A 26,226-nucleotide genomic window follows, 5' to 3' on the forward strand; every position below is an offset into this window, starting at 1 on the left:
TTATGGACCAAAAGAAGCTAACTGATGACGGACCTGTCCAGACGGAAATTCATACGCAACACCGCGGCTGCCGCGGGATTCTCAATTGTTTCGAGCCATGTATTGGGCAAAATCACTGGCCACGTAGCCCCTAGCGACAAGCTCAACATCGCCGGTATCGGCGTGGGAGGCGTAGGCCGCCGCAACCTCGCTAATATGGCTACCGAAAATATCGTGGCACTATGCGACGTGGATTGGCGCTATGCGGCAAAGACGTTTGGCGACTACCCCAACGCACGCCGTTTCAAAGACTGGCGGGTGATGTTTGACGAACTAGGCAAATCGATCGACGGTATCATGGTAGCCACCCCCGACCATACCCACGCCGGCGTAACCGCCCACGCCATGACCCTGGGCAAGCACTGCTATACGCAGAAGCCCCTCACCCACTCGGTGTACGAATCGAGGCTGCTGACCAAACTGGCTGAGAAACACCGCGTGGCTACGCAGATGGGCAACCAGGGCAATTCCTTCGACTGGTGCCGCCGCATAACGGAGTGGATACAGGCTGGTGCGATAGGCGACGTATATGAGGTGCATTGTTGGACCAACCGGCCCATCTGGCCGCAGGGACTCAACCTGCCTACCGAGAGCGAGCCGGTGCCAAGCACGCTCGACTGGGACCTCTTTATCGGGCCGGCAGAAAAACGGCCCTACCACTCGGTGTATACCCCCTGGAACTGGCGCGGATGGTGGGACTTCGGCACCGGCGCACTCGGCGATATGGCCTGCCACATCATGGACCCCATCTACTGGGCACTAGACCTGAAATATCCCACCAAGGTACACGGCAGCTCCACACTGAGCAACCTCTACTCAGCACCCCACGCACAGATGGTGCACTACACTTTCCCCGAGCGCCCGGCAAAGGGTAAAGTGAACATGCCGGAGGTGAAAGTGGTTTGGTATGACGGCGGCTTGCTCCCTGAGCGCCCGGCTGAACTAGCGCCAGGCAAGATGCTGGGCGACACAGATGGTGGAATTATCTTTGTGGGTACGAAAGGCAAGATCATGACGGGATGCTTCGGTATGAACCCTACCTTGCTGCCCGAAACCGAAATGGAACACTTTGAAGAACCCACCCCGTGGATACCACGCATCGAGGGAGGCAGCGGTAATATCTGGGATACCAATGCGCACGAGCAGGAATGGGTAAGGGCGGCGAAAGAATCGCCCCGTAACCGTACGGAAGCGTCGTCGCACTTCGGGTTCTCAGGCCCATTTAATGAAACGGTCGTGATGGGCGTGCTCGCCGTGCGGCTACAGGGGCTCAACAGGGAGCTCCTGTGGGATGGGGAGCGCATGGAGTTTACAAACATAAGCGCAGATGAAAAAATACAGGTCGTTTCCGTAGACAACTTTGAGGTCATCGACGGTGACCCCCGGTTCGATCGCCGTTTTATCGAACTCAACGCCGCAGACGCTGCCCGCGAATGGATAAACCATACGTATCACAACGGGTTTAAGCTGCCGGAAATGCCCCGGTGAATCGACCGAAAATTATTGCTATCTTTGTTAGTTGAGAAACCACTAGGAGTCAGGGATGTTATCCAAAAAAACGAAATACGCCATCAAGGCACTGATTGTGTTGGGCCGGAATTACGGCAAGGAACCCATGCAGATCCTGCGCATTGCAGAGGCTGAACGTATTCCCAAGAAATTCCTCGAACAGATCCTGCTGGAAATGCGCAACGCGGGTATACTATACAGTAAAAAGGGTGCGGGAGGGGGTTACAGCCTTAACAAAGCCCCCGAAGATATCCGGCTTTCGCAAGTGATGCGTCTCATCGACGGCCCCATTGCACTGCTACCCTGCGTAAGTCTCAACTTCTACAGGAAATGCGATGAATGCCTGGAAGAGGGAGTATGCGGCATCCGCGATACCTTTACCGACGTACGCGATGCGATGCTACAAATCCTCAACGACACCAGTATAGCCGACATCATCAACAAAGAGAAGCGACTGGCGCTGGACGACTGATAAGCCTCCTGTATGCGCTACGCGGCCGGCTGCGGCGTTGGCCTGCCTAGGGATGAAGTAGCCCACAGCATCAGCGACGTGAGTGCACCGTTGTAAATAATCAGCTCAAAACCCACTGCATATTCCGTATATGGCACCACTATATATGTATTGACCACGTAACACAGCAATGGCGACAACACGCAGATATAGGGCACCAACCGATCGGCCACCGGTAGCTTGGTAAGGATACCGAACGCAAACAGCCCCAGCAGTGGACCGTAGGTGTAGCTAGCGGCGGTAAAGATAGCGTTGACCACCGAATCGTTGTTGATAACCCGGAATACCAGAATAACCAGCAGCATGATGACAGAGAAACCGAAATGTACGCGGTTGCGTGTGCGCACCAGCGCGCGGTCATTGGGGTCGGCCTTTTTATTGAAGTTGAGGAAATCAACACAAAACGAAGTGGTCAGTGCTGTCAGCGCCGAATCTGTCGTGGCGAATGTAGCAGCGGTAAGGCCCATCATAAACACGATACCGGGCACAACGGCCAGATGGTGGAGGGCAATCTCGGGGTAGAGGTAATCGGGTGTGGGCATATTGGCCACGTCGATGCCATTCTGGCCGGCGTAAAGATACAACAGCGCGCCGACCGAAAGGAAAAACAGGTTGATGACCACGAAGATACCTGTAAAAGTGAGCATATTCTTCTGTGCCTCGCCAATCGTTTTCATGCTCAGGTTTTTCTGCATCAGGTCTTGGTCTAGCCCGGTCATGGCCACCGTAACAAAGATGCCGCCTAGGAAGTGCTTCCAAAAGTGGATGCGATCGCCCAACAGGTCGTCCCAAAAGAAAATCTTCGAGTAGCTGCTTTCCTTCACCGTCTCTATCGTTTCCAAGAGGCCCAAACCCAAGCTATCGGCCATGAAATAGATGGACAGTACGACCGCTAATACCAAAAAGAAAGTCTGCATCATGTCGGTGATGATGATGGTCTTGAGTCCCCCTTTGTTGGTGTACAGCCAGATGAGTAGCAGGCACAAGGCTATGGTAACGGCGAAGGGCACATTCCACGCATCGAAGATAAACCACTGCAAAATGATGGCTACCAAATAGAGGCGGAAAGCAGAGCCGATGGTACGCGACACCAAGAAAATCATTGCACCTGTCTTATAGCTCCGGTGACCGAGGCGCTGCTCCAAGTATGTATAGATAGAGGTGAGGTTCATCCGGTAATACAAGGGCAGCAGTACATAGGCAATGATGATGAAACCCACCGCATTGCCGAGGATAAACTGGAAATAGCCGAAGTCGCTGTTGCCCACCGCCCCCGGCACGGAGATGAACGTGACGCCCGACAGCGCGGTGCCGATCATCCCGAAAGCCACCATGTACCACTTGGCGCTGCGGTTGGCCACGAAAAACGTGGAATTATCTGCCGACTTGCGCGATGTGAAGTAAGCCACGCCGAGCAACAGGCTGAAATAAACCACTAAAAATAAAAGTAGGACGGTAGGTGTCATGCCGATGTTGAGTTTAATGGTCCGTTACGCGGGAGTGTTCGATAGCTTTACGTACGCTACCGTGTTTTTCAAGTAAATCTGACGCGGTTTGGGCGTCGATACCAGTTTCTTCCATGATAATACGGATGCCCCGGCTGAATAACTTATTGTTGGTCAACTGCATATCTACCATTTTGTTTCCTTTCACGCGACCCAGCTGGATCATCACTGTGGTGCTGACCATATTGAGTACCAGCTTTTGGGCCGTACCGGCTTTCATGCGGGTAGAGCCCGTAACAAACTCAGGGCCCACGATTACCTCGATGGGATAGGTGGCTGCGGCAGCGATAGACGTATCCGCATTGCAGACGATACAACCCGTAACAAGTCCGGCAACATTGGCTTGCTCGATTGCCCCAAGCACATAAGGTGTACCGCCGGACGCTGCTATGCCTACCACCACATCTTTACTGTTGATGCCATGCTCCTGCAGGTCTATCCACGCTTGCTCCACATCGTCTTCCGCAAATTCGACCGCTTTCCGGATGGCCGTATCGCCACCGGCGATGATGCCGATGATCCAATCGTACGGTACGCCAAACGTAGGCGGGCATTCCGAAGCATCGAGGATGCCCAGCCTCCCGCTGGTGCCGGCACCGATGTAAAACAGCCGTCCCCCCTCTTTCATGGAAGCCACGGTAGCTTCGATGAGGCGTTCTATCTGCGGAATGGCCCGTTGCACCGCCCGTGCAACCGTCTGATCCTCATTGTTGATGTTGACCAATAATTCGCCTACCGTCATCTGGTCTAAATTCTGATAATTAGATTCTTTCTCCGTCGTATTTGTCATCTCGCTCTCGTTGTTTTATATTAATCGGTGACCAGTGCCGGTGGTTTTTACACCCTCTCTTGTCATCGTCCGTTATTTCGCTATGGACAACCAAAATGTCGTTAAAGTAAAGAAAAAACGATTAGAAATTATTGAAATAATTCATCTATCCGTCTAAACATTTACTTTTTCAGCTGCGCTTCCTCCCGCGACTGTTGCTCCTTGGCTGCCAGCAGATAAATGAGCGATGCCGTACCATCCATGGTGGGTTCGTTGGTACTGTAATCGCCGTAGTCGTCGTGATAGACGGCCAAATCTGACTGGAACGGTGCATGCGCATCGGGCTTGGTGAGCCGGATGCCAATCAGGTTGTTGAATATACTGCCAAAAACCGGACCATCGACCAAGCCACCGTCTATCGGGAAACTCTCCAGATGCGTAAAAGCCGAATGTGGGTCGGTAGGCGTATCGCCCCACGCCGGCAGGCCATATACCATGCTGGTGCCCCACGGATTGCAACCGAACAGCCAATCGAAGTTTGCCTGCTCAAGCTGTACGTACGTATCGTCGTGCGCCAGTTCGCGGTACCATTGGCATTGGATGGCAAAAGACGTGGTGAGGTTGTTGCTGCACCAAATAAAAGGAACGCCACGATAAAAAGCGTTCTGCCCGGCACGTGCCCATACCTGCTCGATGCCTAGGCGGTAGTAGGCGATTACCTCATCGCGCTGGCTTCCCTCCAGATGCCGGGCTAGCTCGCGGTGTGCCAAGTTGATAAAGGGGTACCACTGGTAGTGTGCAGCCGTGTCGTTTGCCATCCAAGGCGTAACGGGTTCCTGCTTCGCGTAGGTGAGCGCATCGTTCAGAAAACGTTCGTCGCCGGTAGCCTGCCACTGCGTAACGGCGGCCAGCGCCATGTCATCCACCCAATTGTCTTCGGCATAGATGTAGGGCGACTTCACCGAGGCTGTCTGCGTTACGCCTGGCTTCTTGTTGGCAAAATCGTAGGCTGTGGATGCCTTGCCGCGCAACAGCTGCCCGTAAGGTTGATGCACCTGCTGGAAAACCAAACCGCCCAGGTTAAAGGCGCTCGTGAACTTGGCGGCGGTCGAGCTGGTGCCCGTGGTATTGTTCATGAACTTGCCGCGCTGCTGCGGCTCACCGCTCACAAAGTATACAGGCCGTTCGTAGCCACGGCCATAGAAATCATCTTCGCCCGGCATACGCATGCCGGCATGGTCCCTATCGTCTGCGATCTGGTTGAACAAAAGGTGGGGTTCGGGGTGCATTTTCAGCAGCCAGTCCAACCCCCATTTGGCTTCGTCGAGTACATCGGCAATACCGTTGCTACCGTCCAAACCGTTGGCTTGCTTGTGGTCTTGGAACACGTCGGGAAAGTCGCGGTATGCCGCCAACAGGTGATAGGTAGCATTGGCAGACGTGGTGGAATACTGCAAGTAATCGGATGCGTCGTGCCAGCCGCCAGCCACATCGATGTGCGTGCTATCGGGTAGGCCTGCACCCGCCGCATACAGCGTAAACCCATCGTGCGTATGGCAGCTATCCTGTAGGAACGGATTGAACAGCGTGCGCTGCTGCCGCATATAGCGGAGGGCGAAGTCGGCCGCCCCATCATACACATCGGCTGCGACACGGAATTGCGGCGACCGCGCGCCGTCCACTTCAAGGTAGTAGGTACCCGTATCGATGTGGGCCGAGAAATCAAGCCGGTAGGAGGTCCGGAACGGTCCATAGGCCCCGAAGTCCTTGCCGGTGCGGGCGGTATAAACAGGCTTTCCGGTTTGTGCAGCCACGAGCGAAAATTTTCGGAAACGTTTCTTGCCTTTACTACCCAACACAGCCACTTTGATTCCCTGCGGCGTGTAGCCCAGCTGGTTGACACGGATCCATGCCCTCTTTTCAGGGTCGCCATAGGCCAAGCAGACCACCTTGCCGTCCATGGTGCTGGCCACCAGCTGCTGCCTCTTAAGTGGAAGCATTGGATTCACCATCGCATTGGATAGTTTATACTGCCAAGCCACCGCGCCGCTGGTGGCATCGAGACCGCTTACCAGCCCCGAATGGCTGGGCACGAATACTTGGCCGTCGTTGGCCGCGATGGCCGAGGGCGTAAGCTCATAGGGAAGCTGAAGGGCCGATGTCCAGTCGATCCGCATGGTGTCGGCCATAGTGGAGACACCCAACACTTGGCCATCCATCGTTTTTACATACACGAACTTGCCGTCTTCGGATAAGCCCATGGATTCGCGGACGCGGATGCTGTCGATCTTCTTGCGCCACACTTCTGCGCCGGTGCGCGCATCCAGTGCGGTCATATACCGGTCTGGTGCCACGATAAACACGCGGCCATTGGCCCCTACGGGGTAGCAGGCCGCCGGTGAGAGCATGCGACTGGAAGCACCGTTGGACCACTCCCACTTCAGCTGGCCATTAGCCGGATCGAGCGCGTAGAAACCGTTGCCCCACGAGCCGAAGTACAACGTGTTGTCATACAAGAGCGGTTTGCCCGACACGTAGCCTTTCACGGCATCGAACGACCAGCGCAGCTGGCCCGACTTGACGTCTATGGCGCGGAACACCCCATCGGACGCACCGATGTAGGCAATGCCTTTGTGTACCAATGGCGAACCCAGCACAGCTTTTTCGGTCGCGTATTTCCACCGCTGCTTGCCGGTTTTGGCATCCAGACCATAGATGTGGCGGTCGGTAGAACCCACCACCACGTAATCTTTCCACACGGCGGGAGTGGAATAGACCTTGCCGCCCGTTTGGAAGGTCCATACCTTATGACCGGTATGCGCATCGAGCGCATAGACCTGCCCCGCAGTATTGGCTGTAATGACCAGCTGCTTATAGGCTGCCACCCCGGCACCGATATCGCTATCATCTTGGAACGACCACACTTCGCGCACAGCTGCATGTCGCGTATTCACGTCGTAGCTGGGCCGGTCATAGTAACGGCGTTCCGATGTGAAATGGTGGTTTTCCAATGGCACTGTTGCCCAAGCCGGTTGGGTAGCTACACCCGGATTGCGCTCCTGGTAGATGGCTTGGCCATTGCCGATGGTAACGATGTTGTAACCGCCCACCGTGTCTTTGGCCCGCAGGTTGGAACGCCCCATGATGCTGGGGATGCCCTCAAAATCGTATTGCTGGTTCTGGTGGCCGTGGCCACAGAAAAAGAGTTGCACATTGCGCGCCTTTACGCGGTCGGTCGCCTCGAACCAGTTGTTGAGCGACGAGTCTTGCGGATAGTGGTTTACATAGATGAGCGGCATATCCGCATCGGGGTGCATGGCAAAGATAGAATCCATCCACACCAGGTTTTCGCGGGGCACCTGCCCCGGACTCATGCGCATGTTGGGGCCTGAATTGGTCCCCACGAAGAAATAACCCTTGTGCACGAAAGCGAACGTTTCGCCGCCGAACACTTCGCGGAAGCTGTTGCCGCCACTCTCGGACCAGTTGGTATCGTGATTGCCCGGAATGACGTACCAGGGTATGGTGAGGCTATCCAGGATTTGCTTGGCCAATAGCAGTTCCTCATCCGAGCCGAACTCGGTGACGTCGCCCGATAGGATGACGAAGTCAAGCTCCTGATTCGCATTGATGTCGGCAACCGTGCGCCGCAGGTCGTCCGCACCGGTCCCACTGCCCACGTGCGTGTCGGTGACATGCGCAAATTGGAAGGGCTGGGCATATACGGCAAGTGCCGCAAAGAACACCAGCACCTTCAACAGCGCAATTGGTTTTAATAGGTAATATCGTTTGGTAGCCGTCATCCGCTATCGCTCATGGTAAGCAAAGACGGATGTCTCCAATGCACGGTAGTTTGCCAATGCCCACGGAGACACCCGCTTGCAATCTATTTGTTTTTCACATTTGTCGTTGCATCATGTCCTTACCAACCTACGGTTTGGGTAAGGGTATAACCCCTTTCCATGTAGTCGACAATCTGCGACTGGCCCACGGGCGACATATACACTTCATCGCCGAAACTATTGCGATTGGTGGCATCCTGAATCATGAAATAACCTACCATATCGGCCGCGTTGCTTCCGTTATAAGTTACTACCGTGCCATCCGCTTTCTTCACCTTCAGCACGCCTACGTAGCTTGCCGAGATATAGGCGGGTACTTCTTGCTGCACGTTGACCCATGGGCCGAGGAAATAATCGGAATCCGTGCTGTAATCCATGTATTCGATTTTCTTCCAGCGCTTGATGTCTAGCAGACGGGTATGCTCAAAGAAAAATTCCATACGGCGCTCCCGGCGGATTTCCCAAATCAACGGTGACACATCCGCATCGCGGTCGGGATCGTCGGGAAGTTTAGCAAGCTGCATCGGAGCCGTTTTCGTTACCCCCTTCTCGACGGCACCATCGTCAAGCGGACGGTTACGGATGGCATTGATCGATGCATCGATATCGGCTTGGCTAACGGCAGGGCCACCAAAATCTTCCGCCAGCACCGCCTTTGCTTCGATCCAGTTGAGTACCGGCTCGGCAAGCCGCATCACAGGAGCATCGTTGGTATTGGTATTGCTACCCCAAGCAGGTGGATAACCTTGACCGATATAGGTCATTGCCTCGCGTGAGGCAAACTTATATGTGTAGAATAATGAGGCGGAGGCGGGGAGTGCCCGCTCGAAAAACGTTGCTTCGAAACGTGGATCGCGTGTTACAGCCAAGTTGGCAATGGAGAAGCTAGCGGCATCCGCAACCGACGAACTTTGCCATACGTCGCCATCGTTGCAAATGAAGGATTTAACCATGTTTAGGTTTGCACCCACTGGTTGTCCCTCCGTACCATTATTGTAGGAACCGATATGATGCGTGATGCCGAGACCGGCATCATACGTACGCCACATCATCACCTCCGGATTCCCACTGAGACTCTCGGAGGCAAACAGGCTCTTGAAATCGCTGGTAAAGGAATAGGGTCCACTCATGGCAAAGGCCGCACTTTCTACGGCAAACTCCAGGTACTTTTTAGCACGGGCCGCATCCAAGCCATGATAGTGCTGGAAGGTACCTTCGAACAGCATAAACCGAGATATAAAGGCTGCCGCAATATACTTATTAAGCTTCTGCGTACCGGCATCCGTACGCATGTTGTCCATTACAAACTTGAAGTCATCGTATACCGCATCCATCACCACGCCCCGCTCGTCGCGATCCTTGAACAGCTCATCCCAAGCATCATCGGCCACTACGTGGTCATAATAAGGTACATTGCCAAATACGCTTACCAAGCGGCTATACTCAAAGCCCCGGAAAAAACGGGCCACGGCCATCCAATGGTTATATGCATCGGGCGCCAAGTTCGCTTGGGCCACATTCTGCAACCGATCGATAAAGATATTGGATTTACGCACCCACGCGAAGTTCCACGTAGGACCGGCGTATTGGGTCATCCATGCGGCGCCCTCGGTATTTGCGCCCCTACTGGAAGGAACACTGCTTTCGAAGTGGCCCTGCACATTGCGGCTGGTCAAGTCGTCAGAAAAAGTATATCCCCTTACCGGTGTATAGTCGACCCCCCATGCGCTATTATAGCCCACAAAATACTGGGTATAGAAACCATTGGCAAACAAGTCAATATCGGTTTCGTTACGCCAGAAATTGTCGTCGACCGGTTCTGTCAAGGGCGGCCGGTCCAGCACTTTCTTATTACACGCAACCAACATCAATGAAGTTACGCATACACTGTATATCAATTTATTTAGAAGTTTCATCGTATTTGATTTTAGAAGTTCAACTGAACACCAAAGGAAACACTTTTAAACGCCGGGATACCCACACCGGTACGGCCGGAGTTGTAATTTGATGTATTCCACATCGAATATCCGTTAATTGCCTCCGGATCGATCGGCAGTCCATTGAGATTATCCCAAGTCACCATATTCTCCAATGCAGCATATACCCGTAAGGTGTTGATGCCGACCCTATCGAGCAGGGAAGCCGGCAACGAATAGCCCAACGTCATGTTCTTGATGCGGAGGTATGACATATCCAACAGGTACTTCGATTGCACTTGCATGTTATTGCCTGAATTAGCACCGGCCATATTGTAAGCCGCAGGGTAAAAAGCACCGATGTTGTCTTCGGTCCAGTAGTTATCCGCAATGGCTGCCGGCATAGCGCCATCTGAAGCATGGAATCCGGGGATGGCCAGGTTGCCACCGCCCCACATTTTCCGGCTGCCTATCCCTTGGAAGAAAATCGAAAAATCAAATCCCTTGAAATCGGCACCGAAACGGAGTCCGTACTCGTAGCGAGGTGTAAAGTTGCCGATAACTTCCAAATCACCGTGGTCATCGAGCAGTGAATTTCCATTGTTCAATTCGCCATCACCATTGAGGTCCACGAACTTGACGTCACCGGGGCCAAAGAAGAAATCGGCACTATTTTGCAGGAACGCCTGATAAACCGGTTTTTCACCATTCGGACCGGCTTTCAGCTTGTAAGCCTTGCGGCCAGCATATTTTGCACTTTCAGCCTCGGTGAGTGTAATCTGTATGGGGTCGCCGTTCCCGTCCAGTTCGAAATCATCTTTTTGGTAAAGCCGATCCGTCCGATAGCCCCAAATCTCGCCGTAGGTCTTGCCCACGTAGTAGCTATTCACCCCTTGGGTAGTTCCATAAGCGGTAATGGTGGATACCGCATCGGAAATATTACCGCGGAAATTGATTCCCAATCCATTATCAAACCGGTGATTGAAATCGACCGCAAGCTCCCAACCCTCGGTCCGCAAGGAACCGTAGTTGCTTTGTGGCGCACCTGTACCGAACGTAAGGGGGACACCTTCCGCGGGCACGATCATGTTTTCCGTATCGCGGCGGTACCAATCGAATACCAATCCAAACCTGTTGTTGAAGAAACGGGCATCAACACCGAAATCGAGCGTGGTGATATCTTGCCACGTGATTGCAGTTGATACCGCCGTGGGCGTACCTACAAAATTCACGCGGGTTCCATCACCACCAATCCAGGTGGACTGGCCCGTATTCATGGTAGGGATGTACAAGCTGTTGGGCACCGTTTGGTCGCCGATGGAGCCCCATGAACCTCGGAATTTCATTAGATCTAACCATGACCGCGTGCTTTCCATAAAGGCTTCTTCGCTCAGCACCCAGCCCGCAGAGAACGAGGGGAACCATCTCCACTTCAGATCTGTGGGGAATTTGGATGAACCGTCATAACGGAGGTTCCCTTCAAAAAGGTACTTGTTTTTGTACGCATAGTTAACGCGGCCGAAGTAGCCCAATTGGGACTCCCAGTAAGTACCGCCGCCACCTGTCCACGTACCAATCCCGTAGCCGAATTGTGGGTTGACGATATCGGTGAGGTTAGTAACCTGCGTATAGTGGTTTGACCAATCGTCTGTAACGCGGTTCAAGCCAAGCATAAACTTGAAATCGTGATTCTCTTGCAGCGTCAAATCATAGGTCGTATATGCGTTGACGGTGTGTTTATACAAATTTTCCGACAACTTGTACATATGATCAGGGTTGGCACCCGGAGCCGTGTAGGTATGCGAAAGCAAATCGTAGGCTGCCATAGCGCCGTTGCCGGGACCGGATACGACCTGTCCTTCCGCGTTGACATAAACCGGGTTGCCCGCAGCGTCAAGGCGCGCAATGGGAGCAATCCACGAATCGCGGGCCGTATATTTGGTTCCTGGCCGGTCCCAAATATGCTCCTGGTTGGAATAGCTATAGTCGGCATCTACGGTCCAATTGTCTGTAATCCGTAGGGTACCACCGAGGTTGAGGTTTGCGTATTTATGCTTCCAACTGGCCGTATTGGCCGCAGCCGCTTCACTCGCCGGACTGCGGATTGGGTCGCCATTTTCGTCATTCCCCAACGGGTAAAGCGGGCTCCACCGGAAAAGATACAACCACGGATCTGCGGTTGTTGAGTTGGTAATGTACGGATACTGCTTGTTCCGCTCGGAATATAAGGCGCCCGCACGGGCCGTGAAATACTTGTTGATTTCGCTGGTCACTTTTACCGATGCGTTATAGCGGGTCCATTGGTCCTTCTTAGCAGGCTTCATCATTCCACTTTGGTCGATCATCGCCAACCCAACGTTATATGACGTTTTGCCGCTGGTGCCGCCTAAGGAAAGGTTGTGCTGCTGGGTAGGTGCCCACTCACGAACCATCGCCTCATACGGATCGTACACGCGCACACCATACTTGAAAGGTCCCGCTGGATCGAAATACCAGTCACGGCCATAAACGGTCGGGTCATTGGCACCGATGCTGCTGCCATATTTCTCCTGCCATTCAACCGCCTTGTTATAACTCTCGCGGTTAATCTTATAGAAAGCTCCCGTTACAGGGGCATTTACCCGCTCCATGGCATCCAGGGAATATTTCAACCCATTCACACCGGCCATTGACAAGTCTTTCCATGGGTTCTGGAATGAAAAATTGTTGGTATAGCCTACTTGTACACCATCCACGCCCGTGCCTTGCTTGGTAGTGATGAGGATAACGCCGAAAGCTGCTTTCGAACCATAGATTGATGACGCAGCCGCATCTTTCAACACGGTGATCGACTCAATGTCGTTGGGATTTACCAACTGGATACTGGGAATCTCAACGTTGTCCAACAATATCAACGGAGCGGTACCTCCTCGAAACGAAGCAAACTGCCCCCTGATCTTGATGATGGGATCGGACCCTACTTCACCGTTTGGGATAACCACACTCAGACCGGTTGCCGCACCCTGGATGGCCCTGCCCACGTCAGCGATTGGCCTTGCCTCTAAATTTTCCTTGACACTGATGGTAGAAACCGCACCGGTGAGGTTGCCCCGTCGTTGCGTGCCGTAGCCCACCACGACGACCTCATCGATGCTGCGATCGCTGGGCTGGAGAGCCACAGTTATACTCGTGCCGGTAACTTGCACATCTTTGGATGCAAATCCGATCATGGAAAAACGGAGCGTACTGCCCGTAGCGGCGGAAATCGCAAAATTACCGCTCTCATCGGTACTCGTAGCTGCCTGCCCCCCTAATACCGAGACACTTACACCCGGCAATGGCCCTTCCGGCCCCGTTACCGTTCCCGTAACCGTTTGCTGCACGGCCGCACCGGCTAAGTTTGTTAACATTGCGCCCGTTGCTCCCGAACGGTCGAACATGGCTTCCGCCTCGGTTGAACCGAAGACCCAAAGCATCACGCTCAGCGCAATCATCATCGAGAATCGTACTAGTTTTCTCATTTTTTTAAGCGTTTAGTTAGTTAATGCTGTTATATAAATTAGGTGTGAAAAGAAATTATTCGAAATCAGGATATAACAAGTAGCGCTTACGCATCACCTTGTAGGCCGCCAAATCCGCCGCCCAAGACGCTCTGATCTCTGCCTCCGTCTGTCCCGCGATTAGCTGCTTACGCAGTTCGTCGGTACCCGCCAGCTTGTCGAAAAACTCGGGACGCGAGAAAAACGTATCCTTGAAGGGAGCCTTCTGGTAGAAATCAATCAGGTATTTGAGCGTAAAGGTTTGTTCCTGGGGGTCCAGATCACGAAGGTCCAGACCATGGCACACCTTGTCTTGCTGCTCCACATGGGCCGCCATACCGGGGCGTGTACCGGGCGTGAATGCAAAGTCGCCAAATATCGGATCGGGATAACCCAGTACCTGGAAGGGCCAATCCGTGCCGCGCCCCACACTTATATCGGTCCCCTCAAACAGGCATAGCGACATGTATAGGCGTACCGATAGCTGGTTGGGCAGGCTAGGCGACGGGACAACCGGCAGCTCATAAGGTGTGCGGTGGTCGTAATCATGCACCGTAATGACTTCCAGATCGCACTGCGCGCCACCATCGAGCCACCCCTCACCGTTGATCATCTTGGCCAATTCACCCACGGTGAGGCCATGGATCATCGCAATCTTGTGGTAGCTTACATTCGATTTGAACTTGTCGTCTTTACGCACCGGCCCATCCACCTGATCGCCGTTTGGGTTGGGGCGATCCAGCACAATCAATTTTGTTCCGTTGTTTACACACAACTGCATCACGCGGTGCATCGAGGTGATATAGGTATAAAACCGCGCGCCCACATCTTGGAGGTCAAACAGCATCACATCCACGGACGCGACGATGGAATCGGCCTTTTCGTTTTTTCCGTATAGCGAATACAGGGGTAGGCCGGTTTCTTCATCGACGTCGTTTGACACCTTCTCTCCCCGCTCGATATTGCCCCGAAAACCATGCTCGGGCGCAAAGGCAAACCGTAGGTCCACCCCCTTTTCAAGCAACACATCCACTAGGTGGCGGTTGCCCACTACGGAGGTTTGGTTACCCATCAAGCCCACTTTCTTGCCTGCAAGCAAGGGAAGGTAACGATCGAGTTGCTCGGCACCCGTTCGGATGGCAATTGCTTCGGTGGTGTCAGCATTATCGCTAACACGTTGCTGCGCATTGCCACCACATGCCCATGCCGATACCACGGCAAACGATGCCAAAGCTAGAAATCTCCAGAGACTTATACTGTTTTGATTTGCAGAAAAAGAACCCATGCGCTACGTAATAAGGTCTACACTAAATTGGACAATACAATGATAGGTAATATTATCGAAAGTTATGCATGTTTTTGAGTGTTTTTTATAAAAACACGCAAACAAACAATAAAAAGGCGTCAGCCGAAACGGCCTATAATCTTACAACAAGCTGTTAAACAGAAAAATAAACAAATCCTAAACTTGTCGCAATAATCTGAATTGCGACTTTATGCAACTATTTACGGGGTTGGAAATGAATAGCGGTAAAAACCACCGGCCATCGGGAAGATCAATCCAAGAATATATCACACATCTATTCCCCAATAAGTGCCTTCCGAAAACTCCGCCACCACCCAACATCCAGGCCAAGCTCAAAAAACAACAATCCCCGGCAAGCTCTCATTCCCTAGCCGGTCTACCGCTGTCACCCTCACCTCCACCAACTTTGTTTCCCCGTCTGCCGCATACGTAGCCAGCTTTAGCATCCTTGCCTCATGTGGCAAGATAATATAATCCCAACGGTGGCCATGGCGATAGTACACCACCCATTTGAATACACTGTCTGGTTGGGTGTGCGACCAACTCACCTCCACTTCACGCCCTTGCTTTTCCTGTATAACCATCGGTGCATCGGGCGCCTCATTACCCAACCAAGGGCTGGCTGGCACCAGCGCTTCTTGTTTATACGGTCCCTCTAGAAGTCCTTGTGCCACCAGCGGGTTACGGGTGAGCGAAGAGATGCTCCAATGCACCGCACCTTTGCTAACCGGAACGATTCCACGCGTCACCATGATTTGGTTGGTCACCTCTTTAAGATTGGCCTCATCACCACCCCTCCCTACGTTCATGCCCGGCCAGAGGTGGCGACCCAGCGTGTTTTCCTGCTGCCACCAACCCAGCAGCACCGGAAAGCTTTGGGGGATTTGCGATATCGGCCAATATAACTGTGGCGTGAAATAGTCTATCCAGCCCTTGTTCAACCATAGCCTGGCATCGGCGTAAAGCTTGTCGTATTGATCCATGCCCTCAATACCGGAAGGATAGCCCGGCCGCCAGATTCCGAATGGGCTGAGCCCGAACTTCACATGTTTTTTGGTTGCCTTGATTTCGCGGTATACCCGTTCGATGAATTGGTTGACCTGACTTCGCCGCCAATCGCCCCGCGAAAGCGTCCCCCCGGTCTGCTGGTAGGCTCTCCACGAATCATCATCGGGAAAATCTGCACCGCCATTGTAAGACTCATACGGATAGAAGTAGTCATCGAAATGCACACCATCGATATCATACCGTTTCACGATATCCATCACCACTTCCGCCGAATGGTCTTGTGTGGTTTTCTTTGCTGGATCGAACCACCAGTAGCCTTCCTTGAGTTTGACTACCGACTCAGGCATCTTGTTGACCAGAGAGGGCAGCTCCACCTTGCCCGCAGCGACATGGTGGGCGCGGTAAGGGTTGAGCCACACATGCAGTTCGAGGCCCCGTTTGTGTGCTTCATCCACCCAAAAGGCCAGCGGGTCGTAGTAGGGATTTGGTGCGGCACCCTGCTTACCGGTAAGGTAATACGACCAGGGTTCAAGTTTACTATCGTATAAGGCATCGGCCTGTGGCCGTACTTGGAAGATGACCGCATTGAAGTGATGGCCCGCCAGGAAATCCAGCAACGCACGAGCCTCTGACTGCTGGTCGGCAGTGCTCAGTCCCGGTTTGCTCGGCCAGTTGATGTTGGCAACCGTTGCCACCCACGCGGCACGAAATTCGCGCATCGCCCGCGGCGCCTCAACGCGGGCCAATGAATCCATGGGTATGAATGCTCTTGCATTACATACCGAACTGCACACCCCCAATAGCACCCATAGAACTGTTTGTTTTATCATACTTGGTCTTAATTTAACTACCCGCTACCGATCACTCCCCGTCAACCTCAGCTAAAAACCCCTTCACGCCATCCACAATACGCTCGGCCACTTCGCCATGGAATTGAGGGTCCAGCAACCGTTCTTCGTCGGCCGGATTGGAAAGGAATCCTACCTCCACCAAAACTGTGGGAAACTCGGTGGGCACATTCAATATAAAATTAAATCCACCCACATTGCCAAAATCGGCTAACCCGAGCTTCCGCATTTCCACGAGGATATGCTGCGACAGTGAACGGTACGCATGGTGGCGATAGTAGGTAGATACACCCTGCACCAGCGGGTTACGGGAAGAATTGCAGTGGATACTGATCAACAAATCCGCTTCCGATTGCCGGAACTTGCTCAAACGGTAACCATTACTAACCGATTGGTCGCGGGTACGGGTCATGATAACGGTACTCCCCGCGCGTTCCAAGGCCCCCTTTAGCTTCATTGACATGGCCAAATTGAGATCCTTTTCCAACACACCCGTCATGCCCGCTGCACCCCGGTTGCTGCCACCGTGTCCAGCATCCACGGCCACGGTAAGCCCGCGGAGGTCGAGCATTTCGGGGCGTGGCTTTACGCGGATAACCAATCGATTTCCTTCATAACCTACCCGATACCCCCATAGCTGCCTTTCCTTCAACTCGATGAATACGCGGAAGATCTCTTTGCTCACCTGCTCGTACCACACGTTCTCAATAGCCACGAGGCCTTCCTTTTGGGTAATCCAATTACTGTTCGAAACGGCCCCGTAAATATCGACCACAATACGTGTGGGATGTTGTTGTACGATATGCGTATAAGGGAGCCGTTCACCCAAACCGATCCGTACGAAATCATATGTGCTATCTGAAGTTACCGACCAGCTTCCGGTGAGTGAATAAGGGCGGAAATGCGCACCCTGCTGCAGACGCAGGCTATTCACCGGGATGTATGCTTGCGTCTGTTCGGAAAGCCGCACCCGATACATATCGTTCATCCGACCTGTCACTTCCAGCTTCACCAGGCTATCAAGGTCGCCCATTTTAGCGCCGCCCAGCCGGTCAGCACCCAATCCGTAATACAGCGGCGCTTGCCCCGTTGCGGTAAGTCCCGTCAACACGTGCGGTTGGTTAAGTACGGTAACCCGTTGGCTACTCGCCAAGGATACCGTTTTATCGGTTGCCCCGTCACGGAGGTAGAACAACACCGGTTGCGCTTTAAGACTGTCGGATGGTTTGACAATATATTCGCCGCGGTAGATACCCGCCACACCGGTCTCAGCGGTGTCAGCTTCGAAAAGGGGGGCACCATTGTAGAACGTCGCTTCCATGCCCGGCGTTGCCTTCATCTCCACCTGCAGGGCATCGCCAGGCTGCAACCACACATCCCCTTCCGGCAATATCCGTACATGCTCGATGGAAAACCCTGCCGTAGGTTGCGGCGGCTGTGGCCTTTCATAAACCACTACCATGCGTTTGCGCAAGGTATCCACACCCGACACATGCCATACCTGCAATTCATTGGTCCCCACCTGCAGATGCAATGGCGCCGCAAAGACACCCGTACTGTAAATCGGCACCTCGTTGCCATTAAGGAACAGTGCTCCCGAAGGATCGGCTATACCACGAAAGTAAACCGGTGTATCCGCTACGACGATACTGTCTTTTATAGGCGACATCACGTTTAGCCTTTTTTTCTGCTGTCCAAATGCGGTGGACAAACCGATGCCGACCATACATATCACAAACGCGCAAAACACGCCGGGATACGGTTTCCATTTATTTTTTGGTTGTATAACCCGCCCGGATGGCGGAGTCATGCCAGTAGCCATTTTCATTGTGTTTAACTGATTTACCTTTTGGTAAAGCAAGGATAAGAAAAATAGCCGAATGTATTGCGTGTTTTTGCATTTTCATTAAAAATATTGCAAGAATGCGTATTCTATATGTATGCAGGTAGGCTGTTCCCTAACCCAAACTTTTTCCCTAAACTTGCATAATGGAAGCTGAATCATTGTATCCGTATTACACAAAACACCCTGCCATCAGCACGGATACCCGCAATATCCTGCCCGATAGTCTTTTTTTCGCCTTACGGGGCGAACGCTTCAATGGCAACCGGTTCGCGGCGCAGGCGCTCGAGGAAGGAGCCAGTTATGCCGTGGTTGATGAGCCGCAAGCCAATGATGACGAACGCTATCTATACGTCGCCGACGTACTCTCGGCCCTTCAGGAATTGGCCCGCTATCACCGCACCCGGCTTCAAATTCCTGTAATAGGTATTACGGGCACCAACGGTAAGACAACGACAAAGGAATTAATCAATGCCGTGCTGTCTCAACAATTCCGAACCTATGCCACCAAAGGCAATCTCAACAACCACATCGGTGTACCGCTTACCATCCTTTCGATCACCGCGCAGACGGAAATTGCCATTATTGAGATGGGCGCCAACCACGTAGGAGAAATCGCGCTTCTCTGCGGAATTGCCCAACCCACACATGGACTGATCACCAACGTGGGCAGGGCCCATTTGGAAGGTTTCGGGAGCTTCGAGGGCGTCAAGAAGGCAAAGGGTGAGTTGTATGACTACCTGGCCTCGCATGGTGGTACGCTATTCTTGCAAAACGACAATTCTATCCTCCGTGAAATGGTGTCCAGCCGCACCGTCAACCAACTGGTCTCCTATGGCTTCTCCCCGGAAAACAATGTTTCGGGTGAGCTGGCGTCGGCAAACCCGTTGTTGGATGTCCAGTGGACCACCCGGGGAAGTGGAGGCTTTCACGCCATCCACACCCAACTGACGGGCGCTTATAATACCGAAAACATCCTCGCCGCCGTGTGCATTGGCTGGCATTTTGGCGTGCCATCCGAAAAGATTGGCCGCGGGATAAGCGAATACGCGCCCACCAACAACCGATCACAGCTAACGAAGACCGAACACAACACCCTCATCTGCGATTATTACAACGCCAATGCCAGTAGCATGGCAGCAGCCCTGGAAAACCTCCGTACATTACAAGCGGACCAAAAGGCTATTGTGCTGGGCGACATGTTTGAAATGGGCAACGACACATACGAAGAACACCGTAACGTCGTAGAAGCGGCCCGGTCGGTACAAGCGGCCCGGACGCTATTCGTAGGTAAAGCATTCTACGAACACCGTGGGCATGCCGGCGCCGAATTCTACGAAACCACCGAGGCCGCGAAAAATGCCCTCATTCAGCATCCTATCCAAAACGCGTTGGTACTGTTGAAAGCATCGCGCGGTATGGCCTTTGAAAAATTGGTGGAAACCCTGTAAACGCTGTCCGCTACCGCACATCAGGTGTTCGATATCGAACAGTTTGATTTTAATAGACGGCGTAACAAACTGTTTAAAAATAAGTTATGTTTTTGGCACGGCATTATATGGTAGCGGTGGAGTAGTCCGAGGTCGGCTACCGATCACAAGGAAAAGAAAATGGATAGAGCATTACCGAAGAAAAGATGGAACAGTAAACGCATCACGATGGTTGCGGGAGGTGCAGGAATCTTGGCACTTATCGCTGCCAGCTATTACTTTACCTCCGGCAACTCGCGGCTCAATGTGGATGCAGAGCGGATTACCATATCCGAGGTAAAGGAAGATTCTTTCCGCGAGTTCATTCCGGTGAATGGTACGGTACTGCCCATTACCAGTATCTTTCTAGATGCCTCAGTAGGCGGTCGGGTAGAAGAGAAGTTCGTTGAAGATGGCGCCAAACTTGCAAAAGGCGATCCCATCATGCGGCTCTCGAACACCGATTTGGAGCTGAGCCTGGTAACGCAGGAAACCAACGTATACAACAACCTGACCCAGATGCAAATCGCCCAAACCGCCGCGCAACAAACATCCATTGCTAACCGCAACCAACTGGCCGATGCTGAAAATGCATTGAAAGAAGCCAAACGGGTATATGATCTAAATAAAACGTTGTTCGAGAAAAAAGCAGTTGGTTCGCAGGAATTCCAGCAGGCGAAAAACAATTATGACTATCAATTGGAGCGTACCAAGCTAACCCGTGAAAACATTGCGCAGGATTCCATCCGCAGTGCCCAGACACTCGAACAGAACAAACAATTGTACGCCAGTGGTATGTCGGCGCTGGAACTGATGCGGCGTAAGGTGGGTGACCTGATCCTGCGGGCACCCGTGGATGGGCAGCTGACCTCCTTCGATGCCGAGATCGGCCAAAGCAAAAACCCCGGCGAACGCCTCGGCCAGATCGACGTACTTACGGGTTTCAAGGTCCGCGCCGATATTGACGAATACTACATTTCCCGAATTTATCCCGATCTCGAAGGAGAATTCACCTTCGCCGGCAAAAGCTATAAACTGGTCATAAAAAAAGTGTACACGCAAGTGACCAATGGACGCTTCCAGGTAGATATGGAATTCGTAAACGAAGTCCCCGAAGGCATCCGCCGGGGCCAGACGCTCCAAATCCGCCTCGCCCTCAGCGATGAAATCAAAGCAGTGCTGCTGGCAAAAGGCGGATTTTACCAGCAAACCGGTGGTAATTGGGTTTTCAAGCTGACCGCGGATGGCAAAACCGCCTATCGTGTGGATGTACAATTGGGCCGCCAGAACCCGGATTATTATGAGGTGGTTGGCGGATTGGAGCCGGGCGATAAAGTGGTAACCTCAAGTTATGAAACGTACGACCGCGTCCAGGAGTTGAGCATCAATCAGTAACCAGTCATGATCAAGAACTATCTCAAAATCGCGTGGCGCAATCTGGTAAGGAACAAGGTGTATTCTTTCATCAACATCCTCGGATTGAGCGTGGGAATGGCCTCCTGTATGCTCATCCTGATCTGGATAGCCAACGAGGTAAACCACGACCAGTTCCACGAAAAGAAAAATCGCATCTACGTCGTCAACAACCGCGATGTAAACGAAGGCGTTGTCAATGCCTGGAACTGGACACCAAATATTATGGCACCCTCCCTCAAACAAGACTTCCCCGAAGTGGAAGACGCCGCGCGGGTTGATGCCGGAAACACCTTCCTCTTTACGGTAGGCGACGACAAGCAGAAGCAGCAAGGCGCCTTTACCGATCCGGGGTTCCTCACCATGTTCAGCTTCCCCTTCACACAGGGCGACCCCCATACCGCGCTAAATGAGCCCCACAACATTGTCTTGACCGAGAAACTGGCCAAATCGCTGTTCGGCGATGCGGATGCCATGGGCCAGCTCATCAAAATAGACAGTACCGACCAGTTTACCGTAACGGGCATCATGGCCGATCTTCCCAACAACACCCGGTTCGATTTCGATTACCTGCTGCCCTGGGACTACAGCGTCAACCTTGGCTGGCGCGATAGCTCGTGGGCCAACAATACCCTGCAAACCTATGTTTTGCTGAAAGAAGGCGTATCGCAGGCGGCGTTTGATCAAAAGATCAACAGCATTACCAAAGACCACCTCGCCGAGAATCCGCTATATAGCAAGCGGGAGGTATTTACCCAACCGCTCACGGAAGCGTGGCTATACTCCAAACAGGAAAACGGATACTATACCGGCGGGCGCATCGAAATGGTACGCCTCTTCGCCATCATCGCTGCATTTATCCTCATCATCGCCTGCATCAATTTCATGAACCTCAGCACTGCCCGCAGTGAAAAAAGAGCGAAAGAAGTGGGCATCCGCAAGGTGGTGGGTGCACAGAAACAGCTATTGGTGGGCCAGTTCCTTGGCGAAAGCATCCTATTGGCGTGCTTTGCTTTTGTCTTCGCGTTGGCCGCGGTGATGTTGGCCTTGCCTGCTTTTGGCAACCTCGTGGGCAAGTCGCTGCATATCGCCTTCGGCAACCCCTTGTTTTGGCTGCTTTCCGTTGCCTTCATCGTCACCTGCGGACTGCTAGCCGGCAGTTATCCGGCTTTCTACCTGTCCGCCTTCAAACCCGTCAGCGTGTTGAAAGGCCTATTCAAGCGGAGCGGCGCGGCGGTGAATCCCCGAAAGGTACTGGTGGTGGTACAGTTCAGCTTTGCCGTCATCCTTATCATCGCCACCATCATCGTATCGCAGCAAATCAAACACGCCCAGTCGAGAGACAACGGGTATGACCGTAACGATTTGGTGTACGTGCCCATGGAAGGGGCCATCGAAAACAAATACAACCTCATCCGCAACGAATTACTCAGCAAGGGCGCGGCGGTAGCGGTAACCAAGTCCATGAGCCCCATCACCACCCGTTACAGCGATAGCTGGGGCTGGAGCTGGACGGGCAGCACCGAAGAAGACAAGCGCATCGACTTTGTGCGCATGGCATCTGACGCCGATTTTGTCAAAACCATGGGTGCTACACTCACCATGGGTCGCGACATTGACATCTACACGTACCCCGGCGATTCGCTATCCATCGTGCTCAACGAAACGGCCGTAAAAATGATGCACCTCGAAGATCCGCTGAGCACCATCCTGAAGGCCGATGACGAAGACTGGCGCGTGGTGGGCGTGGTGAAGGACTTTATTTACGAGTCGCCCTACGAAAAGGTACAGCAGCTGGTTATTTTCGGGCCGGCAGCGTGGTTCTCTACCATCCACCTCAGACTGAACCCGGCCAACACCACGCAGCATAACCTCAAGCTTGCCGAGCAGGTATTCAAAGCACACAACCCGCAATACCCGTTCAGTTATCACTTTGTGGACGAGGTTTATGCCCGCAAATTTCAGGAAGAACAGCGGGTCGGCACGTTGGCCGCGTTGTTTGCCGGTTTAACCATTTTCATTTCCTGCTTGGGCCTGTTCGGGCTGGCCACTTTCACCGCCGAAAGCCGCATCAAGGAAGTAGGCGTACGGAAAGTGCTGGGTGCGTCGGTGCTCAACATTACGGCCTTATTATCCAAAGACTTTTTGAAGCTGGTAGGCATTTCGTTCCTCATTGCATCGCCCATCGCGTGGTACGCTATGAGCCAATGGCTGGGCGGGTACACCTACCGCATCAACATCGGGTGGTGGGTATTCGCGCTCGCCGGCACACTTTCGATGTTGATATCGTTGGCAACGATCAGCTACCAGGCTATCAGAGCCGCCATGGCTAACCCGGTGCACAGCCTGCGAAACGAATAGAGAAAAACACGAAAGCCGATCAAAGCATCACCGGTTTGCCTGTTTTTACCGACTCATCGCACGCAATGGCTATCCGCAGGCTATCCACAGCCTGTTGGGTCAGCGCATTCAAATCCAAGTCTTTGCGTATTGCTTCAAGGAAAAATCGTTGTTCACGGTTGCATAGTTCCTGATGATCCGGCTCATCGGTGAGGTCGATCCACTCATCGGGTTTCACAAAATCGTTGTTACCATCGATTGCCGCATGGTGTACCCGCAACGACTCTGTTTTGGTGTGGGCCGAGACATTGTCGGAATGGCCTATTGCACCGGCCTCCTTTGCTACGATGGAAACCGAGCCCTTCGGGCCAATCACATCTTTAATGAAAAATGCAGTTTCACTGATCATTGGTCCCCACCCAGCCTCGTACCACCCCACAGAACCATCTTCGAATCGGATTTGCAGTTGCCCGTAGTTATAATTGTCTTCCGGAATATCGTCCGTTAGTCTAGCACCGATAGCATTGACCTGAACGGGTTTGCTCCCGGTCATCTGGCACATCACATCGATGTAGTGCACCCCACAATCGACAATGGGGCTCAAGCTTTTCATCAGGTTGCGGTGCACATCCCACATCCGGCCGTGGCTTTGCTGGTTGAGGTTCATCCGCATCACCAGCGGCTTACCCAATTGTCCGCCCAATTTCACGAAGTGCTGCCAAGATGGGTGGTAGCGTAGGATATAGCCTACCACCAACTTCTTGCCCGTACGCCTCGCGGCTTCAGCCACCCGTTCTGCTCCCTCGACCGTGTCTGCCAATGGCTTCTCGATGAATACATGGCAGCCGTGCTCCATCGCCATAATAGCGTATTCCTCGTGGGTGTCTGGATACGTCGAGATGCATACCGCATCAGGCTTGGCAGCCTGCAACGCCGTGGTATAGTCGCTGTAGCATGGATAGCCACCTCCCAACCGCTCGTTTAACTGCTCCTTGCTGACGCCCCTGGCAACCAGCCCGCAGATCTCAAATCCATCCATATCGTGATAGGCCTGCGCGTGCGATGCACCCATGTTGCCACAGCCTACGACCAGTACACGCACCTTACTACCAGTTTGTTTCATTTCTTTTTTCCTTTGCTTATTTCTTATGCATTTTTTAGCAACATCTGTTGCTAACCCTCCCGCTCCTCCACCGGTTGGTCTCGGAACGAGACCAAGAATACAACCAGCACCACGGCAGCGATACCCGCCGGAACCAGCCAAACCCCTTGCCAATTGAACTGCATGGCCGACCCTTCCGGCAACATAAACCATTCGGTAATCAATCCTGAGATGTACGAACCAATCAGCATACCTATTCCATACGTTGCAAAGGTAATCAATCCCTGCGCAGAATTACGGATCCGGTCACCAGCCACGCGGTCCACATAGATCTGGCCGGACACAAAAAAGAAATCGTAGCATATCCCATGCAGCAGGATACCTAAATACAACAATCCCATCCCACTATCGGCATCACCAAACGCAAACAGTATATAGCGGACAATCCATGCGATAATCCCCATGATTAAAATCACTTTGATACCAAAGCGCTTGAAAGCAAAAGGTATAACGAGCAAAAATAGAAATTCCGAAAGTTGTCCTAAAGTCATCTTTCCGGCCGCATTCGAGATACCCAGATCATTCAAGAAGGGATTGGCAAAACTATAATAAAAAGATAGCGGAATACAGATTGCCAGCGATGAAAGAAAGAAGACCAAAAAGGATCGCTGCTTGAATAGCACCAGCGCCTCCTTCCCCAACACGGAACCTAAGCTTGCGTTCCCTGTCCGGTCCGGAGGTGTGTCGGGAAGTGTAAAGCTCACTAAGCCCAGTATCGCCGACGCGCCAGCAGCCATGTAAAACAGGGAAGCACTGCTTTCGATACCGAGATAACCCAACAACAGTCCGGCAATGATCCAACCGGCCGTACCAAACACCCGGATAAGCGGAAATTCCCTGCCCGCGTCTTTGAGTTGCCGGAACGTAACGGAATTCATCAGGGCCATCGTGGGTGCGTACAGCAGCGAATACAATAGCAGCAGCCACCAGAACGCACCATAATCGTCAGCCCGTGCCAACATAACCAATATCCCCGCTCCCAACAGATGCAGCACGCCGAGCACGCGTTGTGCTGCGAAATAACGGTCGGCCACGAGCCCCACAAATACTGGAGACAACGCCGCGGCAATAGAAAAGTTGGCATAAGCTGAGCCCACCTGTACAGCGCTTGCACCTAGTTGTTCGAATAGATAGGTTCCCAGCGTCACGTACCACGCGCCCCAGGTAAAAAATTCCAGGAACATGGCTAGTGAGAGGCGGGCTCGCAGCGATATCGACATAAAGGCCC

At 52.9% G+C, this 26,226-nt stretch carries 15 protein-coding genes; 5 read left to right on the top strand and 10 right to left on the bottom strand.

Annotation, left to right across the window (positions count from 1 at the left end):
* Positions 1-24: 24 nt before the first annotated feature.
* Positions 25-1,527 (top strand): Gfo/Idh/MocA family protein, encoded by a 1,503-nt coding sequence (locus ACEVG1_RS17865; RefSeq protein ID WP_374745090.1) that lies wholly within the window; start codon positions 25-27, stop codon positions 1,525-1,527.
* A 55-nt stretch (positions 1,528-1,582) separates the two neighbouring features.
* On the top strand, positions 1,583-2,020 hold the full coding sequence (locus ACEVG1_RS17870) for an Rrf2 family transcriptional regulator (protein ID WP_374745091.1): 438 nt from the start codon (positions 1,583-1,585) through the stop codon (positions 2,018-2,020).
* A gap of 17 nt (positions 2,021-2,037) precedes the next feature.
* Here ACEVG1_RS17870 and ACEVG1_RS17875 read toward each other — a convergent pair whose 3' ends face one another.
* The 8 genes from ACEVG1_RS17875 to ACEVG1_RS17910 all read right to left on the bottom strand — a co-directional run bounded on the left by ACEVG1_RS17875 (position 2,038) and on the right by ACEVG1_RS17910 (position 18,440).
* A complete protein-coding gene (locus ACEVG1_RS17875; RefSeq protein ID WP_374745092.1) occupies positions 2,038-3,525 on the bottom strand; it encodes a sodium:solute symporter in 1,488 nt (495 codons plus the stop codon).
* Between the two features lie 13 nt (positions 3,526-3,538).
* Positions 3,539-4,354: an N-acetylmuramic acid 6-phosphate etherase gene (murQ, locus tag ACEVG1_RS17880; RefSeq protein WP_374745093.1), complete on the bottom strand. Its 816-nt coding sequence runs from the start codon at positions 4,352-4,354 to the stop codon at positions 3,539-3,541.
* Positions 4,355-4,515: 161 nt separating this feature from the next.
* Positions 4,516-8,136 carry a glycoside hydrolase family 9 protein gene (locus tag ACEVG1_RS17885; RefSeq protein ID WP_374745094.1) on the bottom strand — a complete coding sequence of 1,207 codons (3,621 nt, stop codon included), beginning with the start codon at positions 8,134-8,136 and terminating at the stop codon, positions 4,516-4,518.
* A 119-nt stretch (positions 8,137-8,255) separates the two neighbouring features.
* On the bottom strand, positions 8,256-10,091 hold the full coding sequence (locus tag ACEVG1_RS17890) for a RagB/SusD family nutrient uptake outer membrane protein (RefSeq protein ID WP_374745095.1): 1,836 nt from the start codon (positions 10,089-10,091) through the stop codon (positions 8,256-8,258).
* 11 nt (positions 10,092-10,102) lie between these two features.
* Positions 10,103-13,591 carry a SusC/RagA family TonB-linked outer membrane protein gene (locus ACEVG1_RS17895; RefSeq protein ID WP_374745096.1) on the bottom strand — a complete coding sequence of 1,163 codons (3,489 nt, stop codon included), beginning with the start codon at positions 13,589-13,591 and terminating at the stop codon, positions 10,103-10,105.
* Positions 13,592-13,646: 55 nt separating this feature from the next.
* Positions 13,647-14,840 carry an exo-beta-N-acetylmuramidase NamZ domain-containing protein gene (locus ACEVG1_RS17900; protein WP_374745097.1) on the bottom strand — a complete coding sequence of 398 codons (1,194 nt, stop codon included), beginning with the start codon at positions 14,838-14,840 and terminating at the stop codon, positions 13,647-13,649.
* A gap of 407 nt (positions 14,841-15,247) precedes the next feature.
* Complete coding sequence (locus tag ACEVG1_RS17905) at positions 15,248-16,753, bottom strand: glycoside hydrolase family 10 protein (protein ID WP_374745098.1); 1,506 nt, start codon at positions 16,751-16,753, stop codon at positions 15,248-15,250.
* Between the two features lie 31 nt (positions 16,754-16,784).
* A complete protein-coding gene (locus tag ACEVG1_RS17910; protein ID WP_374745099.1) occupies positions 16,785-18,440 on the bottom strand; it encodes an N-acetylmuramoyl-L-alanine amidase in 1,656 nt (551 codons plus the stop codon).
* 320 nt (positions 18,441-18,760) lie between these two features.
* Between ACEVG1_RS17910 and murF the strand changes: the two genes are divergently transcribed.
* The 3 genes from murF (at position 18,761) to ACEVG1_RS17925 (ending at position 23,857) form a co-directional block, all read left to right on the top strand.
* On the top strand, positions 18,761-20,065 hold the full coding sequence (murF, locus tag ACEVG1_RS17915; protein ID WP_374745100.1) for a UDP-N-acetylmuramoyl-tripeptide--D-alanyl-D-alanine ligase: 1,305 nt from the start codon (positions 18,761-18,763) through the stop codon (positions 20,063-20,065).
* Positions 20,066-20,224: 159 nt separating this feature from the next.
* Positions 20,225-21,478, top strand: a complete 1,254-nt coding sequence (locus tag ACEVG1_RS17920) for an efflux RND transporter periplasmic adaptor subunit (RefSeq protein ID WP_374745101.1) — start codon at positions 20,225-20,227, stop codon at positions 21,476-21,478.
* A 6-nt stretch (positions 21,479-21,484) separates the two neighbouring features.
* On the top strand, positions 21,485-23,857 hold the full coding sequence (locus ACEVG1_RS17925; protein ID WP_374745102.1) for an ABC transporter permease: 2,373 nt from the start codon (positions 21,485-21,487) through the stop codon (positions 23,855-23,857).
* A gap of 19 nt (positions 23,858-23,876) precedes the next feature.
* Here the strand turns inward: ACEVG1_RS17925 and ACEVG1_RS17930 are convergent, their stop codons facing one another.
* Positions 23,877-24,959 (bottom strand): Gfo/Idh/MocA family protein, encoded by a 1,083-nt coding sequence (locus tag ACEVG1_RS17930; RefSeq protein WP_374745103.1) that lies wholly within the window; start codon positions 24,957-24,959, stop codon positions 23,877-23,879.
* A gap of 50 nt (positions 24,960-25,009) precedes the next feature.
* On the bottom strand, positions 25,010-26,218 hold the full coding sequence (locus ACEVG1_RS17935; protein ID WP_374745104.1) for a nucleoside permease: 1,209 nt from the start codon (positions 26,216-26,218) through the stop codon (positions 25,010-25,012).
* Between the last annotated feature and the right edge of the window lie 8 nt (positions 26,219-26,226).

Source organism: Parapedobacter sp. 2B3, assembly GCF_041925275.1.
GTDB classification, from domain to species: Bacteria; Bacteroidota; Bacteroidia; order Sphingobacteriales; family Sphingobacteriaceae; genus Parapedobacter; species Parapedobacter pyrenivorans_A.

What these genes read in the sequence shown, in the direction of transcription:
- ACEVG1_RS17885 (WP_374745094.1), bottom strand. Translation starts at nt 8,136, where the DNA reads ATGACGGCTACCAAACGATATTACCTATTAAAACCAATTGCGCTGTTG.
- ACEVG1_RS17920 (WP_374745101.1), top strand. Translation starts at nt 20,225, where the DNA reads ATGGATAGAGCATTACCGAAGAAAAGATGGAACAGTAAACGCATCACG.
- ACEVG1_RS17910 (WP_374745099.1), bottom strand. Translation starts at nt 18,440, where the DNA reads ATGTCGCCTATAAAAGACAGTATCGTCGTAGCGGATACACCGGTTTAC.
- ACEVG1_RS17925 (WP_374745102.1), top strand. Translation starts at nt 21,485, where the DNA reads ATGATCAAGAACTATCTCAAAATCGCGTGGCGCAATCTGGTAAGGAAC.
- ACEVG1_RS17890 (WP_374745095.1), bottom strand. Translation starts at nt 10,091, where the DNA reads ATGAAACTTCTAAATAAATTGATATACAGTGTATGCGTAACTTCATTG.
- ACEVG1_RS17930 (WP_374745103.1), bottom strand. Translation starts at nt 24,959, where the DNA reads ATGAAACAAACTGGTAGTAAGGTGCGTGTACTGGTCGTAGGCTGTGGC.
- murF (WP_374745100.1), top strand. Translation starts at nt 18,761, where the DNA reads ATGGAAGCTGAATCATTGTATCCGTATTACACAAAACACCCTGCCATC.
- ACEVG1_RS17905 (WP_374745098.1), bottom strand. Translation starts at nt 16,753, where the DNA reads ATGATAAAACAAACAGTTCTATGGGTGCTATTGGGGGTGTGCAGTTCG.
- ACEVG1_RS17875 (WP_374745092.1), bottom strand. Translation starts at nt 3,525, where the DNA reads ATGACACCTACCGTCCTACTTTTATTTTTAGTGGTTTATTTCAGCCTG.
- ACEVG1_RS17865 (WP_374745090.1), top strand. Translation starts at nt 25, where the DNA reads ATGACGGACCTGTCCAGACGGAAATTCATACGCAACACCGCGGCTGCC.
- ACEVG1_RS17895 (WP_374745096.1), bottom strand. Translation starts at nt 13,591, where the DNA reads ATGAGAAAACTAGTACGATTCTCGATGATGATTGCGCTGAGCGTGATG.
- ACEVG1_RS17935 (WP_374745104.1), bottom strand. Translation starts at nt 26,218, where the DNA reads ATGTCGATATCGCTGCGAGCCCGCCTCTCACTAGCCATGTTCCTGGAA.
- ACEVG1_RS17870 (WP_374745091.1), top strand. Translation starts at nt 1,583, where the DNA reads ATGTTATCCAAAAAAACGAAATACGCCATCAAGGCACTGATTGTGTTG.
- murQ (WP_374745093.1), bottom strand. Translation starts at nt 4,354, where the DNA reads ATGACAAATACGACGGAGAAAGAATCTAATTATCAGAATTTAGACCAG.